The following is a 14,813-nucleotide window of genomic DNA, read 5'->3' as shown; positions in this document are numbered from 1 at the left end:
ACGGCTGCGCGGCCCGACGGAGCATCGGCGGGCCCACCGGGAGGCGTGCAAGTCCGTGTACGGAACAGGGAAATGTCTGACCCCGGCCTGGATGGTCTCAACCGGCCATTGTCACGATCAAAGGTCCGCTTCGGGTTGCGACAACGGTATGTTCGTACTGAACGGTTGGGGCCTTGGGGCTGCTATAGAGAGTCCATGGATCATCGCCATCCTCGGCCCACTCCGCGCCCAAGGACAGGAAGGGTTCGACGGTAAACACCAGGCCATCGCTCATGATGCGACGTTCGGAGCGGTCGGGCCATGTTGCGATCTCCGTCGGCTCCTCATGGAGCGACAAGCCGACGCCGTGACTGGCAAGATTTCTGACCAGGGTGTAACCGTTCTTCTGCGCGAAGCTCCCGATGGCTTGACCGATGCCGGCAATCGGTTTGCCGGCCCCAACCTGCCGCAGGCCCGTCCACATGGCCCGCCGACCGTCCCGGCAAAGACGTTCGATCGCACGGGTGACGGGAGGAACCGCGAAGGAGGCTCCCGTATCCGCAAAGAAGCCGTTCTTCTCGGCTGAAACGTCGATGTTGACCAGATCGCCCCGCTCGATCCGCCTGGTCCCCGGGATGCCGTGGGCGATCTCTTCGTTCACGCTGATGCAGGTCGCCCCGGGAAAGGCGTAGGCCAGTTCCGGAGCCGGTCGCGCCCCGGCCGATTCCAGGAGCTTTCGCCCGATCTGGTCGAGGTCCGAGGTGGTCATGCCCGGCTCGAGGGCTTGTCCCATCGCCTCAAGGGTGTTGGCGACGATACGCCCGACCTCCTTCAGGCAGTCGAGGTCGTTTTCATTCGAGATTGTCATATCGGGCTCTTCCGAAAGCCGGGACCTAGCGCATCGTGCGGACCCGGGGGGCCGCGCCAGCGAAAAGTGGACCCGGTTTTTCGCAGCAGACGATGCGCTCTGTCCAAGAAGGGCGCGTCGGATGCAAACCCAAACGTGCAAATCCACTTCCCGCGTCCGATGCTCTAGCGCTTATGAACCCGACTGACAAACGGGAGTGTGAGCCCAGTTCGCGGAACTTTGCCTCAGGGCGTCGAAAACAATACGCTTAAACCGGACGGGCTCGGTGGGACCCGCACGCTGAACGGAAAGCGACCGGGAACGTGGCCGAGCCCAGCAGATAGGCATGCCGTCCTCTCGTCGGTTCGTTCTGCGTAGGATCATTGCCCGGCTTCGCCAATCGTACCGACCTTCATACGGACACCGCACCAGGAGGCCGCGAACAAGGCGATGGTCTTCGTCGTCCGCAAAAGAGACGACAGGGATACGCGCTCGTCGACCGCGTGAATATTCTCGGTCACCGGCCCGTAAACGAGAGACGGTATTCCCGCGTGGACCGAGTAGACGGCGGCGTCCAGGTAACAGGCCATCACGTAGGACTCGAGCGGCTCCCTTCGCGACGGGTGGGCGAGCCGATGGGCATCGGCCAACATCGCCTCGGCATCCGATCCGGGTGCGAGAACGTAACCCGCGTGCATGACGCCAACCCATTCGACAGTCGGGGCCGGGCCACGGGACAGGAGAGGATCGTCCGCAATCTCGCTGGCAATGAAGTCTTCGAATTCTCTTGCACGCGCTTGCGGATCGTCACCCGGATAAAAGCCGATGCGCCCTTCGAACCTGCAGCTGGATGGAACCGATGCGATCCATTCGCCGCCGGAGATCGTCCCGATGGTGAGGGCAGCGGGGTTTTCAACGTCCTTGAAGAATGCGCGTTCGGCCTGCTCGGCGTTCCATCGTGCCTCCAGCTTCTTCAGAAGGCCCATCAGCCGGATCGCTGCCTCGATTGCGCTGACGCCGCTGCTGACCTCGCGCGGGTGCGCCGGGGTTCCATATACGGTGATACCGAACTTGATGACGCCGGAATTGGCCCGGACGAGCTTCTCATCGGTCGGTTCAGGGATCAGAACCAGATCGGCCAGACGGCCGTCGGCCAGCGCCATGGCAGCCCCGTTCCCGGTGATTTCCTCCTCGATGACCGAGTGAATCTGGACCGGTGCCGCGAGTTCGAGGCCCGCCGCATCGATGGCGTCGAGCGCGAAAATCGCGGCTGACAGACCGGCCTTCATATCACCCGAACCGCGCCCATAGAGCCAGTCCCCGTTCCGGATCGGTTCGAAGGGCGGGTATTGCCAGCGGGCCGGGTCGCCCGCGGGGACGACGTCGACATGGGCGTTGAGGATCAGCGAGCGGCCTTCGACTTCGTGCGGGTTGCGGGTTCCGATCAGGTTCCACGAGCCGCTCAAGTCCATGGTCGCTGGAGAGAATGCGGGGTGCGTGCCGATCAGCGCAGGATCGATCGGCAGACGACTGACCTCGTAGCTGCGTGCGAGAAGTGCAGCCTCGACGAGCTCCTGGACGGCGGTTTCCTGCCCTCGGAGGGATTGATGCCGAACGAGATCGGATAGAAATTCGATCTGAGCGTCGAACTTCGCCTCGGCGGCCTTGAGAATGCGATCGCGCATTTCCTGCTGAATCATTGTCATCGTTCAGGAACCACAAGAGTTATACGGTTTTCCGCCCGTTCAGGCTCGGATGCCCCGCTGAAATGCCTTGCTCTCGGGAGCCGACCTCTGCTGCGGGGCAAGGAAGATCGTCTTCCCGAAGTTAATGTTTCCTCAAGCGAAAGGCTCTCGGTAGATCAGCAAGCCAGCAGAGAATATCTCTTTTCTCATCCCGGTAGTCCGAGAAACTCTCTGTAAAATCGCTCTTGAGAATGCGTTAAGTGTAACATCTTCTCGCGACGGAAACTTCGTTGAGATGTTGCACGCGGGCAAGAGGCGCGCCGTTCAAGCGAGCGCCCGCACCCGCCCGATGGCCTCGGCCAGCAGATGGACGCCTCTCTCGATCTGCCGTGTGTCCAGGGCGGAATATCCCAGCATGAGGCTGGCGTGATCGATGCGGACAGCGTCCGCACCCGAATCGTAGAGCGGCGTGATGGAATGCACGCCAACTCCGACGCGACGCGCCGTCTCGATGAGGGCGGGCTCGAGGTGTTGCGGCACGTCCATGAACCGCACGACGATGTGCAGCCCGGCATTCGCTCCCTCGACGGCGATTCTGCCCCCGAACGTCACGTTCAGCATAGTGAGGAGCGTCCGGCGCCGTTCGCCATTGAGGCGGCGCATGCGGCGCACATGGCTTTCATAGACACCGCCTTCGATGAGCGATGCCAATGCCTCCTGCTCGGCGGGGGGCGAATGTCTGTCGGTCAATTGCTTTGCTCGTGCGAAGGCATCCTGCAAGCCGTGAGGGACGACCAGATAGCCGATCCGCAGGGTCGGCGAGAGTGTCTTGGAGATGGTCCCAAGGTAGATGACATTGTCACTGCCCTCCAATCCGTGCAGCGGCGGAACTGGATTGATGTCGTAGCGGTACTCGCTGTCGTAATCGTCCTCGATCACATAGGCGTCGTGCTGCCGCGCCCATTCAATCAGCCGGTTGCGGCGCGAGATCGGCATCACGCCTCCGAGCGGGAACTGATGCGAGGGCGTCACATAGGCCAGCCGCGCGCCGGTGCCGGCCAGCAGATCCGTCCTCAGCCCATCGTCATCGACGGCAATCGGGACCGGTGAGGCACCAGTCGCAGCGAAGATCTGCCGAGCCATGGCATAGCATGGATTCTCGATCACGAAGCGGTCGCCTGGGTCGAGGAACAGGCGGGCGCAAAGGTCCAGCCCCTGCTGCGAGCCGTTGACGATGATGATCTGCTCCGGATCGCAGCGCAGCGTCCGGGATCGCCAGAGATACCCCTGCAAGGCCATGCGCAGCCGTCGCGACCCCTGAGGATCGCCATAGGTCAGGCGCTCCGGTCGCTGTGCCATGGCCGCGTTGATCGCGCGTTTCCAGATGGCCGTCGGGAAATCCGATGGCGCGAGATCGCCGTAGCGGAAGTCGGCGACCAGCTTGCCGGCCTCTGTCCTGCCCCATGGCGGCGCGGTGCGAATACGCTCTCCATAGGCAGAAAGACGGATCGGCCGCACGCGCTTCGATGGTTTGCCGCATACGTCCCTGTCGACCACAGCCGACGCGACACGGGGCCGCCTCCCCTGGCGGACCGTTATGAAACCTTCGGCCAGCAGTTGTTCATGGGCGGCTGTGACCGTCGTCCTGGAGACGCCCAGCTCGAGCGCGAGGGCGCGCGACGACGGCAACGGCCCATCCGCACCGAACACCCCGCCGAGGATCTGGTCGCGAAGCGCTTCGTAGATCTGCCGCGCTCCGATGGCCTGGGGGTATCCGCTGCTTTTTCTCGACTGGACCATCTATTTTGCTGCAAACTGGACGTTCTGTATGGTCCAGTCTGCGGCTATTCGAAGGGAATTCCTAGAGGGCTCCGTGGGTCCATGAGCAGCAATGTCATGCAATCTTAAACAGACTGCCAGAATGCACCGCGCATCCGCGATGATCTCGGCTTTACCGCGCGTGCCATTCACCCCTGCGGCAAACGATGGAGGCATCGTGACACACGACAACGCGACGCTTTCGCCCGAAGATATCGAACGCTTCGGCTCCGACCCGCTCTCCTCCTTCCGCGCCAACCTGGCATCGGTCGAGAAGCGCATCGCATGCGCCTGCGCTCGTGCCGGACGGGAGCGCGCCTCCGTGCGACTCCTTCCGATCACGAAGACGGTACCGGCCCATATCCTGCGGTTCGCCTTCGAAGCCGGCATGTCCTCGTTCGGCGAGAACAAGATCCAGGAGGCTGTTTCGAAGCGCGAGGCCTTGGGCGATCTCGCCATCGACTGGAGCATCGTCGGACATCTCCAGACGAACAAGGTCAAGTCCCTGGCCCGATTCGCCCGTGAGTTCCACGCGCTCGACAGCCTGCGGCTGGCCGATCTCCTCAACGAACGGTTGGAGCGCGAGGACCGCTTCCTCGACGTTTATGTGCAGGTCAACACCTCCGGAGAAGAGACCAAGTTCGGCCTCCACCCGGATGCGCTCCTGCCGTTCGTCGACTCCCTGGGCAGGTTCCCGCGGCTGAAGCCGCGTGGATTGATGACCCTTGCGCTGTTCAGCTCCGACATGGCGAAGGTGCGGCCATGCTTTGCCCTGTTGCGCCGGCTGCGCGACGAGGCCGTCAGGCGCAACGGCGCGCTGACGGAATTGTCCATGGGCATGTCCGGCGACTATGAGGAAGCGATCCAGGAAGGGGCAACCGTCGTGCGCGTCGGCCAGGCCATCTTCGGTCGGCGTCCTACTCCCGACGGCCATTACTGGCCGGGCCTCGAGGGCAACGCGTGATGTGGATGACCGCCATCCGGGGCCTGCCAGGGAATGTATGTCACGACGATCGCGATCCCAATACCAATGCGGTGTGTGAAGCAACCGAGAATATGCCGACCGACGGCTATCCCTTCCTATCCGTCAGAACCATGGACGTTGCATCATGAGGTTTCCCAGCGGCCTGTCCGCCTTCCCGATCACCCCTGCCGACGATACCGGCCGCATTGACACCGCCGCGCTGCGAAGGCTGGTGGGCCGCCTCGTTGCCGCCGACGTCGATTCCATCGGCCTGCTCGGCAGCACAGGCATCTACATGTACCTGACCCGCGACGAGAGACGCCGAGCCATTGACGCAGCGCTCGCCGAATCCTCCGGCCGGGTTCCGGTCATTGCCGGGATCGGCGCATTGCGCACCGACGAGGCGGTTGCGCTCGCCCGGGACGCCAAGGACATCGGTGCGGCGGCGGGCCTGCTCTCGGCGGCGTCATATACGCCGCTCACCGACGACGAGGTGTTCGAGCATTTCTCGGCTGTGGCGTACGGCAGCGGACTGCCGATCGTGATCTATGACAATCCGGGCACGACGCATTTCAAGTTTACTTCGGAACTCGTCGGCCGCCTCGCTGGGGTGCCCGGAATCGTTGCGATCAAGAACCCCGGCGTCGGCGCGGATGAGACGGCGAAGCACCTTGCCGGACAGCGCGGAACCGTCCCGAAAGGCTTCTCGATCGGGTGCAGTGCGGATTGGACGGCGGCAGAGACCATGATCGCCGGTGCCGACACGTGGTACAGCGTCCTCGGCGGCCTGTTGCCGGGTGTATGCCTGAAGATCGTCAGGGCCGCCCAACAGGGCGATGCCGCCGAGGCACATCGGCTCGACGGCATGCTTGAACCGCTTTGGGAATTGTTCAGGCAGTATTCGAGCCTTCGCGTGGTCTATGCGCTCGCCGACCTCTTAGGGATCTGCCGCACCGAGCCGCCACGGCCCATCCTGCCGCTTGCCGCCCCGGCGAAACGTCAGGTCGCCGACACGCTGGCGCGCCTTCCGGTGGATATCCTCGCATGATCGGTCCCTCCCCTCCCCATGGCAGGAAGGGCGCCGCTCCACTTCCCGTGTCCGATGCTGGAGCGGATCGTGCGAAAAACTGGAGCCGGTTTTTCGCAGGAACGATGCGATGTTCCAGAGGCGCTGTGCGAGGCGCTGTGCGAAGTCTGGAGAGCGATTGCGGGCGCCGGAGCGCCCGCAACTTCATGCAATTCGTTGAACCCGCGAACGCGCGAAACCGGCAACCCCGCCGAGAACGACCCAGAAAACGAGGCTGGTCACCGACGCCATGACGATGAAATCATGCGCCAATGCATGCGGGACGGGAGTCTCGAAGCTCTCGGGTTGAGGCGCGCCCACGAGATGCGGAGCCACGATGAGCGCGACGGCCAGCACGGCAAGCGGCAGGGATTGCCTGAAGGCGAGAATGGCGAGCCCGATGCCGGTCGCCAGAACCGTTGCAACCCACCAGACCTGACGCTGACCGAGTTCCGCAGCGGGCATGGCCGGGAGTTCGGGCGGAAGCCCGAGGCCGGGCGCGAGCGTGAACACCGCAAATCCCGCCAGACCCCAGAAGATTCCCTGGCGCCAGCCGGTCAACCCGCCCCTCAATTCCGAGGCGGCCACGAGCAGAAGCGCGAAGCCGATGGCCGTCACGACATTGGCGAGAGCCGTATAGGCGGAGCGCTCGAAGCCGTCCTCCGGCGCCCAACCCTCGTCGCCGTGATCATGCGTGTGAGGCACAGCCGCCGCGTTCGGCGCGGCGGCATGATCGTGGGCAGGCACGGCGCCCTCGAAGGTCTCCGCTTTCAGGATCAGGGGAACGATGCCGGCATATTGCATGGCCGTCATCGCGAGGCCCGCCGCAAGACCTGCAAGGGCCGCGATGAAGACGATGTTACGGAAGATTGCCATCGCTCACGCCCCTAGTGGCAAGGGAACGCGAGCGAGTGGCGAACGTCGTGCGCCGCATTGTGGATGGCCTCGATCTGCGAGAATCCGGCGATCCCGACGACGAAGAGACCGAGGAATGCGGCAAGGCCGATCTGCGCGAGCCGGGACGTAGCGGTGGCCGACGACTGAATCGGAAACGTGGTCTGCTGAGTGCTCATGGGCTGTCCTTTGTCCTCCACCCGAGGACTTCGAGAGGTTTATCGACGCCGGCAGGTCTCCTGGCTCACGGATCAGCGCGCTTCCTCTTGCCTTCCCGGGGTTGTCCCAGTGGCGCAGCGAGGACCGCTCTCCGCCTACAGTTGCGGGGGCAGCCACGGCATGGGGCGAAGGACGCCCGCACCGTATTCCCTTGCTATCCCAAAAAAGGGACCGGCATCTTAGCTATAACCCTCTTTCATCAAACCACAAGGGCGCGAAAGCGGACCGAGCTCTCCCTCATGGGGCGTCAACCATCGCGAAGGCCCTCCGGATATCGCGGCTCGTCAGGTGGAAATTCTGCTCCGCCGGCATGTTGGCCCGGCTCATCTTGACCTGCGCGGCCCGTTCGAAGACTTCCCGATTCGTCCGGAAATAGGCCTCGCAGATATCCCGGCCGCCCTCCCCGCTCAAGGAGCGGAATGCCAGCCGGTGGATGAAGCAGCCGCCCTTGTGCCCACGTGGCCGGAACACCAGGGCATCGACGTCGTGCCGCCATGTCGCGTCGTCAGGCGCCATGTCGCCTCGGAATATCCGACTTCGGGGCACTCATGCACCGCCCCTCTTCAGGAGATAGATGTCCATGATCCAGCCCTTCTTCTCCCGAAGGCTCCGACGGACCTCCTCGATCCGGTCTGCAACCTCTTCCACGGGGCCTGCGATGATCGTCTCATCCGGCATCCCGACATAAGCCCCCCAGTAGATATGCGTGTCCCTGGCCGGGGCCGACTTGAAGCTGTTCTCGCCGTCGAGCATGACCACGATGCTGTCGGCATCGCCCGTGCGGCCTTCGGCGAGCTTGCGTCCCGTCGTGATGTGAACCGCCTCGCCGATATTGTTCAAAGGGATCTTATGGGCGGCTGCCAGCGCCTGAACGCTGCTGATGCCCGGTATCACGTCGTATTCGAAGCTCACTTCGCCCTGCGCCAGGACGTGCTGGAGGATTCTGATCGTGCTGTCGTAGAGCGCGGGATCGCCCCAGACGAGGAATGCGCCGCATTCGTCGGGCCCCAGTTCGTCGCGGATGAGGCCCTCGAACACGGCGGCCCTCGCCCGGTGCCATTCCTCGACGCCGTGCCGGTAATCCGCCGATCGGGCATCGCGCGCGGGATTTCGGGCGCGCACGATGCGGTAATCGGGATCCTCAATGAAGCGCCGGCAGATCTCCTCGCGCACATCGACGAGTTCGCCGGCAGCCGCTCCCTTGTCGACCATGAAGAAAACGTCGACCTCGTTGAGCGCCTTGATGGCCTGAATGGTCATGTGATCGGGATTTCCCGACCCGAGGCCGATGACGTAAATCTTTCTCATGCGAGGCCCTCTTCGCGACGGGGAGGCGCGGCGCTCGTGCTCCGTCCGGCGAAACTGGCAAAGGCCGCTTCCAGGCGCAACCAGTCCTCGTCGGAGCCCGGCAGGCCGAAGCGCAGGCGATTCGGATTGTCCCTGAAACGCCGGATCCAGATTCCACGCTCTCCGAGATGGGTGAACAGGCTTGCCGCGGCAGGGCTCTCGACCATCCGATAGAGCGTCGTTCCCAGAGAGGCCGTTCCGAGCGCCTCCCGCAGGAGCGTGTCGAGGCGACCGGCATCCCTCGCCCGGGTCGCGGCGGCGGCAAGCCGCCATCGATTGTCCCGCAAAGCCAATCTCCCCACCTCGATCGCAGGCCCGGTCACCGCCCAGGGCCCGAGCGCTTCCCGCAGGAGGCCGGCCATGGCAGGCTGCGCGACGGCAAATCCCAATCGTACACCGGCAAGGCCGTAAGTCTTGCCGAACGAGCGCAGAACGATGGTCCCGTCGGGGAGAGACGGCACGAGCGTTTCACCGGAATCGAAATCGGCGAAGGCTTCGTCCACCACGAGCCAGCCGCCGCGTCGATGAAGCCGTGCCGCCAGATCGACCAGCGTCCGCCGCGGAAGGACCCGGCCGTCGGGGTTGTTGGGATTGACGACGACGAGAACATCCGCCTCCTGCCCGTCATCGGGCGAGACGATTTCCTCCACCTCATGCCCCGCTCCGCGCCAGGCATGCGCGTGCTCGGCATAGGTCGGGCCCAGGACGGCAACCTTCGAGCGCGACCGCAGGTGCGGCAGGAGACTGATGAGGATCTGCGTGCCCGGAGCGGCCACGAGTGCCGCCGTGTCCGTCGCTCCATAGGCCTCGGCGGCGGCCGCTTCCAGATCCGCGTGAGCGTCAGGCGAAGGCAGCCGCTCGAACGAGGACGCTGGCAAGGCAGGCAGGGGATACGCTATGGGGTTGATTCCCGTCGACAGGTCCACCCACGGCTCGGGCGCATCGGGAAAGAGCCTTTGGGCTTCTCCAAGATTTCCGCCGTGCAGGATCCGTGTCTCAACCATTCGATTCAACCCATGTCATGGTCCGATAGCTTCCTGGTTCTGGTCCTCGCCCTCGCGGTGGAGGCCGCATTCGGCTATCCCGGCCGTCTTTATACGCGGATCGGGCACCCCGTCACCTGGATCGGGAGGCTGATCAAGGCGCTCGACCGCTCATTCAACCGCGAAACATGGAGCCCCTGGCGACGCCGCGCCGCAGGCCTCCTCGCTCTTCTGCTGCTCCTCGCCGTAACCGGCCTTACGGCTTGGTCCGTGCAATTCGCGCTCGCAGCGACGGGCCCGATCGGCCTCTGCGCTCTTGCGGTTCTGGCCAGCAGCCTTCTGGCGCAGCGCAGCCTTCATGAGCATGTGGCGGCCGTCTCGACAGGATTGCGGGAGCACGGGATCGAAGGCGGGCGCGCGGCCGTCTCGATGATCGTCGGGCGAAACCCGCAAAGCCTGGACGAGGCCGGGGTCTCGCGCGCCGCCATCGAGAGCCTTGCCGAGAACTTTTCCGACGGCATCGTTGCCCCCGCTTTCTGGCTCGGCATCGGCGGCCCGACCGGCGCCGTTCTCTACAAGGCCGCGAACACGGCCGACAGCATGATCGGGCACCGCACGCCCCGACACGAGGCCTTCGGCTGGGCAGCCGCCCGCTTCGACGACCTGGTGAACCTGCCGGCCTCGCGCCTGACCGCCCTTCTCATCGTCATCGCCGCCGCCCTGAACCGGAACGCCTCGCCGCGTGGAGCTCTGCGCGCCCTGTTTCGGGACGCTCGCCATCACCGGTCCCCCAATGCCGGATGGCCCGAGGCCGCGATGGCGGGCGCTCTCGGCCTGCGGCTTGCCGGACCGCGCATCTATGGGAATGTGCGCGTCCAAGACCGGTGGATGGGCGACGGACGTGCCGAAGCGACGGCGCAGGACATCGACCGGGCCCTCGTCCTTTATCGAACGGCCTGCATCCTGCTCTTCGGCCTGGCCCTGGCCATTCTGGTAGCGATTTGGCTTAGCGCACGCTGAGTTCCAGAAGCCGTTCGCAATCCAGGTGTTTCTCGAGATGGTCGGCGAAGCGGTCGAGGATGTCGTCCACGAGCGCCTCGTAGGCGAGATCGCTCGGCTCGGCTCCGAGAAGCCGCAGCCAATGGGCTCTTTGACGGTCGTCGGCGAACAATCCGTGGACGTAGGTTCCCGTCACCCGCCCGTCCGCCGAGACGGCGCCGTCGAGGCGACCATCCTCCAGCCGAGCGAAGGCCTGCACCGATACGCCCTGCCGCGACGTCTCGCCCACATGCATCTCATATCCCGACAACGGAATCCCGTCCGGGATCGTCGCTCCCGTGACGGCCTCAAGGCGTTTCGTTTCCGTGAGCGTGCTCGCCACGTCGAGAAGCCCCAGCCCCTCCACGGAACGGCCTGCCTCTCCCTCGATCCCGAACGGATCGTCGATCCGCCGTCCCAGCATCTGATAGCCGCCGCACAGGCCGAGGACCCGTCCGCCCCGGCGGAGATGGGCCTTGATGTCGATGTCCCATCCCTGGGCGCGGATGAACAGCAGATCGTCGATGGTGGTCTTGGAGCCGGGCAGGAGGACGAGCGCCGCCTGCGCCGGAAGGGGTTCACCGGCCTCGATCAGGGCGACCTGGACGCCCGGCTCTTCGCGCAGGGGATCGAGATCATCGAAATTGGAGATCCTCGGCGTCACCGGCACGGCGATCAGAACGGAGCCTTCGCCCGGCCCGGCTCCGGCCCGACGAAGGCCGAGGCCATCCTCCGCCGGAAGGCGCGCGGCATCGGGAAAATGCGGAACGAGCCCGAGCGCGGACCAGCCGGTGCGCTCCGCGATGAAGCGCATTCCGTCATCGAACAGTGCCGGGTCTCCCCGGAAACGGTTGACGATGAAGCCGCGCACCATAGCGGCATCCGCCTCGTCGAGCACCGCCCTCGTGCCGACAAGGCTCGCAATGACCCCGCCCCGATCAATATCGCCGACGACCACGACCGGCACTCCGGCGGCGCGGGCAAAGCCCATATTGGCGATATCGCCGGCGCGCAGATTGACCTCCGATGCGGAACCAGCGCCCTCGACCAGGACGAGATCCGCCTCTTCGCCGAGACGGGCGAAGCTGTCGAGCACGGCGGCCATCAGGCGCGGCTTCCAGGACTGATACTCCCGGGCCTTGGCGGTTCCGACGCGACGCCCCTGCACCACCACCTGCGAGCCGATCTCGCTCTGGGGCTTGAGCAGAACGGGATTCATGTGAACGCTCGGGGGCACGCCCGCAGCCCGCGCCTGGAGTGCCTGGGCGCGGCCGATCTCGCCGCCGTCTGCGGTAACGGCCGCGTTGTTCGACATGTTCTGCGGCTTGAACGGGCGGACCTTGAGGCCGCGCCGCGCGAAGACACGGCACAGGCCCGCGACGAGGAGCGACTTGCCCACATTCGAGCCCGTCCCCTGCACCATGAGTGCGCGCATCAGTACTCGATGCCTTCCTGTGCTTTGACGCCTGCCGCGAAATGGTGCTTCACCAGGGTCATCTCCGTCACGAGATCGGCCGCTTCGATCAATTCCGGCTTGGCATTGCGCCCGGTCACGACGATGTGGAGATCCGCCCTTCGCAGCCGCAGCGCTTCGACGACATCGGCAAGGGGCAGGTAGTCGTAGCGCAGGGCGATATTGAGTTCGTCGAGGACCAGAAGGCCGATGTCCTCGCGGGCCATCAGCTCCTGCGCCTTGTTCCAGGCCCGCTCGGCGGCGGCCACGTCGCGGGCGCGGTCCTGGGTCTCCCAGGTAAATCCCTCACCCATGGTATGCCACTCGATCTGGTCGGGGAACCGATCCAGGGCGAGACGCTCGCCGGTTTCCCAGGCTCCCTTGATGAACTGGACGACGCCGACGTTGAAGCCCCGCCCCAAGGCCCGCAGCATAAGGCCGAAGGCCGCCGTCGACTTGCCCTTGCCGGGTCCGGTATTGACGATGAGAAGCCCTTTCTCGATCGTCTTCGAGGCGACCTCGCGGTCCTGGACTTCCTTGCGCTTGATCATTTTGGCGCGATGGCGCGCCTCTTCATCCGGGGTCATCGGGTCCTGCATCCATACGAGAAGCCCGCACCATGACGAGCACGGGTGAGGAATTCAAGGCCGGCCCATCCTCGGACGAAGGCTTGAAAGATGACCTCCGCCCCGGTAAGCATGGTGACGACGGTGCCCCGGCAACGGGGTGAAAAGGGAATGCGGTGAGACACCGCGGCTGCCCCCGCAACTGTAAACGGCGAGCCTGCGCTCCACATGCCACTGGGAAGAGGTCCCGGGAAGGCGGCTGCGCAACGCATCGACCCGTGAGCCAGGAGACCTGCCGTCGTCAACAGCTTCTCTCGGGTCTATCGGACGGGGTGTGCCGACGGTGACCGTAGTCGAACGATTCGCGATCGTTCGGTTCCGTCCGTGGAAGCTCAACCGGCCTTCAGGTCTCCCGACGGAGAGATACATGCCTGTACGCGTTCTGCCCAAGTCTCGCTTTATTGCCCTGCCCGGCGCGGCGTAGCCGAAGTCCATGGCTCCCGATTCCGAAGAGATCTGCCTGCACGTCTGCGTCACCTGCCGGGAGGCCGGCGGCCCGGACGACAAGGCGCTCAGGCCCGGCGCGCTCCTTCACAAGGCGCTGACGGAAGCACTCGCACGGCCGGACGCCCCGAAGGTGCGGATCGAAGCGGTCGAGTGCCTCTCCGTCTGCAAACGCCCCTGCACGGTCGCCGTGTCGGGACCCGGGCGCTGGACCTATGTCTACGGTGATCTCAGTTCCGAAACCTCGGTCGAGGCCATCCTCGACGGGTTGCGCCGCTATGCGGCAACCTCCGACGGTCTCGTGCCCTGGCGCGAGCGGCCGGTGGAGTTCCGGAAGGGCGTCGTGGCCCGCATTCCCCCTCTCAAGACCAACAGCGCGGCTTGATCGAAGCTGCTGAAAGGTTCGCCTCCATGAGCGATCTCACCAAGATCCCCTGCACCATCGTGACGGGTTTTCTCGGCGCCGGAAAAACCACTCTGGTGCGTCACCTTCTGGAGAATGCCGGCGGTCGTCGCCTCGCCGTTCTCGTCAACGAGTTCGGCGATCTCGGCTTCGACGGCTCCTTCATCGAAGGCTGCGGCATTGAGGGCTGCACGCAGGAGGACATCGTGGAACTGCCGAACGGCTGCCTCTGCTGCACGGTGGCGGACGATTTCGTGCCCGCCCTGAACACCCTTCTCAACCGGCCGAACCCGCCGGAGCACATTCTCATCGAAACCTCGGGCCTTGCCCTGCCGAAGCCGCTGGTGCGGGCGTTCAACTGGCCGGACATCCGCTCGCGCGTCACGGTCGACGGCGTGATCGCCGTGGTGGACGGCCCGGCCGTCGCCTCCGGCGCGTTCGCGGAGGATCCGCAGGGGCTGGAAGCCCAGCGTGCCTCCGACAGCTCCGTCGATCACGAGAACCCGCTGGAAGAGGTCTTCGAGGACCAGCTGCTCTGCGCCGATCTCATCCTCCTCAACAAGACCGACCAGATGGCATCCGGCGACAAGGCGAAGGTTCTCGCCGAGATCAACGAACATCTGCCGCGCGCCGTGAAGGTGATCGAGACGGCGCATGGCAGGATCGATCCGGCCGTGCTGCTCGGCCTGGGCGCTGCCGCCGAAGCCGATCTGGAGGCACGCCCCTCCCATCACGAGACGGCCGACGATCACGATCACGACGATTTCGAGAGCGTCGCGATCCCGGTCGCTCCTGTCGCCAGCCCGGAAGCGCTCGTCGCCCGCGTGGAGCGCGCGGCGGAGGCGGCGGGCGTGCTGCGCATCAAGGGCTTCGTGCCGGTCGACGGCAAGCCGATGCGCCTCGTCGTCCAAGGCGTCGGTCAGCGGATCGCCCATCACTTCGATCGTGCCTGGAAGCCCGGCGAATCGCGGGACGGGCGCATGGTGGTGATCGGCCTCAAGGGCTTCGACGTGAAGGCCGTCGAGTCCGCTCTGCGCAACGGGTGAG

At 65.0% G+C, this 14,813-nt stretch carries 15 protein-coding genes and 2 riboswitches; of the genes, 5 read left to right on the top strand and 10 right to left on the bottom strand.

The features are described 5' to 3' along the window. Positions 1–97 precede the first annotated feature (97 nt). The 3 genes from map to AB8841_RS18955 form a co-directional block, all read right to left on the bottom strand. Complete coding sequence (map, locus tag AB8841_RS18965; protein WP_370437367.1) at positions 98–847, bottom strand: type I methionyl aminopeptidase; 750 nt, start codon at positions 845–847, stop codon at positions 98–100. Positions 848–1,206: 359 nt separating this feature from the next. Continuing rightward, entirely contained in the window at positions 1,207–2,532 is a 1,326-nt protein-coding gene (locus AB8841_RS18960) for an ArgE/DapE family deacylase (RefSeq protein WP_370437366.1), read from the bottom strand. Positions 2,533–2,835: 303 nt separating this feature from the next. Then, the gene (locus tag AB8841_RS18955) at positions 2,836–4,311 is read right to left on the bottom strand and encodes a PLP-dependent aminotransferase family protein (protein WP_370437365.1); all 1,476 of its coding nucleotides are present in this window, start codon (positions 4,309–4,311) and stop codon (positions 2,836–2,838) included. Between the two features lie 196 nt (positions 4,312–4,507). On the opposite strand from AB8841_RS18955, the gene AB8841_RS18950 reads away from it, so the two are divergent. Continuing rightward, complete coding sequence (locus AB8841_RS18950) at positions 4,508–5,293, top strand: YggS family pyridoxal phosphate-dependent enzyme (protein ID WP_370437364.1); 786 nt, start codon at positions 4,508–4,510, stop codon at positions 5,291–5,293. A 145-nt stretch (positions 5,294–5,438) separates the two neighbouring features. Continuing rightward, positions 5,439–6,341 carry a dihydrodipicolinate synthase family protein gene (locus AB8841_RS18945; protein ID WP_370437363.1) on the top strand — a complete coding sequence of 301 codons (903 nt, stop codon included), beginning with the start codon at positions 5,439–5,441 and terminating at the stop codon, positions 6,339–6,341. Between the two features lie 183 nt (positions 6,342–6,524). Here AB8841_RS18945 and AB8841_RS18940 read toward each other — a convergent pair whose 3' ends face one another. The 5 genes from AB8841_RS18940 to cobD all read right to left on the bottom strand — a co-directional run bounded on the left by AB8841_RS18940 (position 6,525) and on the right by cobD (position 9,823). Continuing rightward, entirely contained in the window at positions 6,525–7,235 is a 711-nt protein-coding gene (locus AB8841_RS18940) for a CbtA family protein (RefSeq protein WP_370437362.1), read from the bottom strand. Positions 7,236–7,246: 11 nt separating this feature from the next. Then, on the bottom strand, positions 7,247–7,432 hold the full coding sequence (locus AB8841_RS18935) for a CbtB domain-containing protein (RefSeq protein ID WP_370437361.1): 186 nt from the start codon (positions 7,430–7,432) through the stop codon (positions 7,247–7,249). Between the two features lie 32 nt (positions 7,433–7,464). Continuing rightward, positions 7,465–7,663: riboswitch (cobalamin riboswitch) on the bottom strand. Between the two features lie 46 nt (positions 7,664–7,709). Then, positions 7,710–7,988 carry a hypothetical protein gene (locus AB8841_RS18930; RefSeq protein WP_370437360.1) on the bottom strand — a complete coding sequence of 93 codons (279 nt, stop codon included), beginning with the start codon at positions 7,986–7,988 and terminating at the stop codon, positions 7,710–7,712. A 30-nt stretch (positions 7,989–8,018) separates the two neighbouring features. Next, positions 8,019–8,780, bottom strand: coding sequence for a precorrin-6A synthase (deacetylating) (gene cobF / locus AB8841_RS18925; protein WP_370437359.1), 762 nt, complete (start codon positions 8,778–8,780; stop codon positions 8,019–8,021). After that, entirely contained in the window at positions 8,777–9,823 is a 1,047-nt protein-coding gene (gene cobD, locus AB8841_RS18920; protein WP_370437358.1) for a threonine-phosphate decarboxylase CobD, read from the bottom strand. The genes cobF and cobD overlap by 4 nt, the downstream gene beginning before the upstream one ends. Positions 9,824–9,835: 12 nt before the next feature. On the opposite strand from cobD, the gene cbiB reads away from it, so the two are divergent. Next, positions 9,836–10,822, top strand: a complete 987-nt coding sequence (gene cbiB / locus AB8841_RS18915; RefSeq protein ID WP_370437357.1) for an adenosylcobinamide-phosphate synthase CbiB — start codon at positions 9,836–9,838, stop codon at positions 10,820–10,822. On the opposite strand, the gene AB8841_RS18910 is transcribed toward cbiB, so the two are convergent. Beyond that, the gene (locus tag AB8841_RS18910) at positions 10,809–12,263 is read right to left on the bottom strand and encodes a cobyric acid synthase (RefSeq protein WP_370439313.1); all 1,455 of its coding nucleotides are present in this window, start codon (positions 12,261–12,263) and stop codon (positions 10,809–10,811) included. The two genes, cbiB and AB8841_RS18910, sit on opposite strands and share 14 nt — an antisense overlap. 11 nt (positions 12,264–12,274) lie before the next feature. Further along, positions 12,275–12,880, bottom strand: coding sequence for a cob(I)yrinic acid a,c-diamide adenosyltransferase (gene cobO, locus AB8841_RS18905; RefSeq protein ID WP_370437356.1), 606 nt, complete (start codon positions 12,878–12,880; stop codon positions 12,275–12,277). A gap of 104 nt (positions 12,881–12,984) precedes the next feature. Beyond that, a riboswitch (cobalamin riboswitch) is annotated at positions 12,985–13,174 on the top strand. 178 nt (positions 13,175–13,352) lie between these two features. On the opposite strand from cobO, the gene AB8841_RS18900 reads away from it, so the two are divergent. Both AB8841_RS18900 and cobW read left to right on the top strand, forming a co-directional pair. Further along, a complete protein-coding gene (locus AB8841_RS18900; RefSeq protein WP_370437355.1) occupies positions 13,353–13,748 on the top strand; it encodes a DUF1636 family protein in 396 nt (131 codons plus the stop codon). 26 nt (positions 13,749–13,774) lie between these two features. Beyond that, complete coding sequence (gene cobW, locus AB8841_RS18895) at positions 13,775–14,812, top strand: cobalamin biosynthesis protein CobW (protein WP_370437354.1); 1,038 nt, start codon at positions 13,775–13,777, stop codon at positions 14,810–14,812. The last annotated feature ends 1 nt before the right edge of the window (position 14,813 follow it).

This window comes from Microvirga sp. TS319, assembly GCF_041276405.1.
GTDB lineage: Bacteria > Pseudomonadota > Alphaproteobacteria > Rhizobiales > Beijerinckiaceae > Microvirga.
The sequence above is the reverse complement of the archived record's forward strand: the minus strand, read 5'-3'. Positions and strand labels throughout refer to the sequence as shown.

What these genes read in the sequence shown, in the direction of transcription:
- AB8841_RS18960 (WP_370437366.1), bottom strand. Translation starts at nt 2,532, where the DNA reads ATGACAATGATTCAGCAGGAAATGCGCGATCGCATTCTCAAGGCCGCC.
- cobF (WP_370437359.1), bottom strand. Translation starts at nt 8,780, where the DNA reads ATGAGAAAGATTTACGTCATCGGCCTCGGGTCGGGAAATCCCGATCAC.
- cobW (WP_370437354.1), top strand. Translation starts at nt 13,775, where the DNA reads ATGAGCGATCTCACCAAGATCCCCTGCACCATCGTGACGGGTTTTCTC.
- cobD (WP_370437358.1), bottom strand. Translation starts at nt 9,823, where the DNA reads ATGGTTGAGACACGGATCCTGCACGGCGGAAATCTTGGAGAAGCCCAA.
- map (WP_370437367.1), bottom strand. Translation starts at nt 847, where the DNA reads ATGACAATCTCGAATGAAAACGACCTCGACTGCCTGAAGGAGGTCGGG.
- AB8841_RS18910 (WP_370439313.1), bottom strand. Translation starts at nt 12,263, where the DNA reads ATGGTGCAGGGGACGGGCTCGAATGTGGGCAAGTCGCTCCTCGTCGCG.
- AB8841_RS18900 (WP_370437355.1), top strand. Translation starts at nt 13,353, where the DNA reads ATGGCTCCCGATTCCGAAGAGATCTGCCTGCACGTCTGCGTCACCTGC.
- AB8841_RS18955 (WP_370437365.1), bottom strand. Translation starts at nt 4,311, where the DNA reads ATGGTCCAGTCGAGAAAAAGCAGCGGATACCCCCAGGCCATCGGAGCG.
- AB8841_RS18940 (WP_370437362.1), bottom strand. Translation starts at nt 7,235, where the DNA reads ATGGCAATCTTCCGTAACATCGTCTTCATCGCGGCCCTTGCAGGTCTT.
- AB8841_RS18945 (WP_370437363.1), top strand. Translation starts at nt 5,439, where the DNA reads ATGAGGTTTCCCAGCGGCCTGTCCGCCTTCCCGATCACCCCTGCCGAC.
- AB8841_RS18935 (WP_370437361.1), bottom strand. Translation starts at nt 7,432, where the DNA reads ATGAGCACTCAGCAGACCACGTTTCCGATTCAGTCGTCGGCCACCGCT.
- AB8841_RS18930 (WP_370437360.1), bottom strand. Translation starts at nt 7,988, where the DNA reads ATGGCGCCTGACGACGCGACATGGCGGCACGACGTCGATGCCCTGGTG.
- cbiB (WP_370437357.1), top strand. Translation starts at nt 9,836, where the DNA reads ATGTCATGGTCCGATAGCTTCCTGGTTCTGGTCCTCGCCCTCGCGGTG.
- cobO (WP_370437356.1), bottom strand. Translation starts at nt 12,880, where the DNA reads ATGACCCCGGATGAAGAGGCGCGCCATCGCGCCAAAATGATCAAGCGC.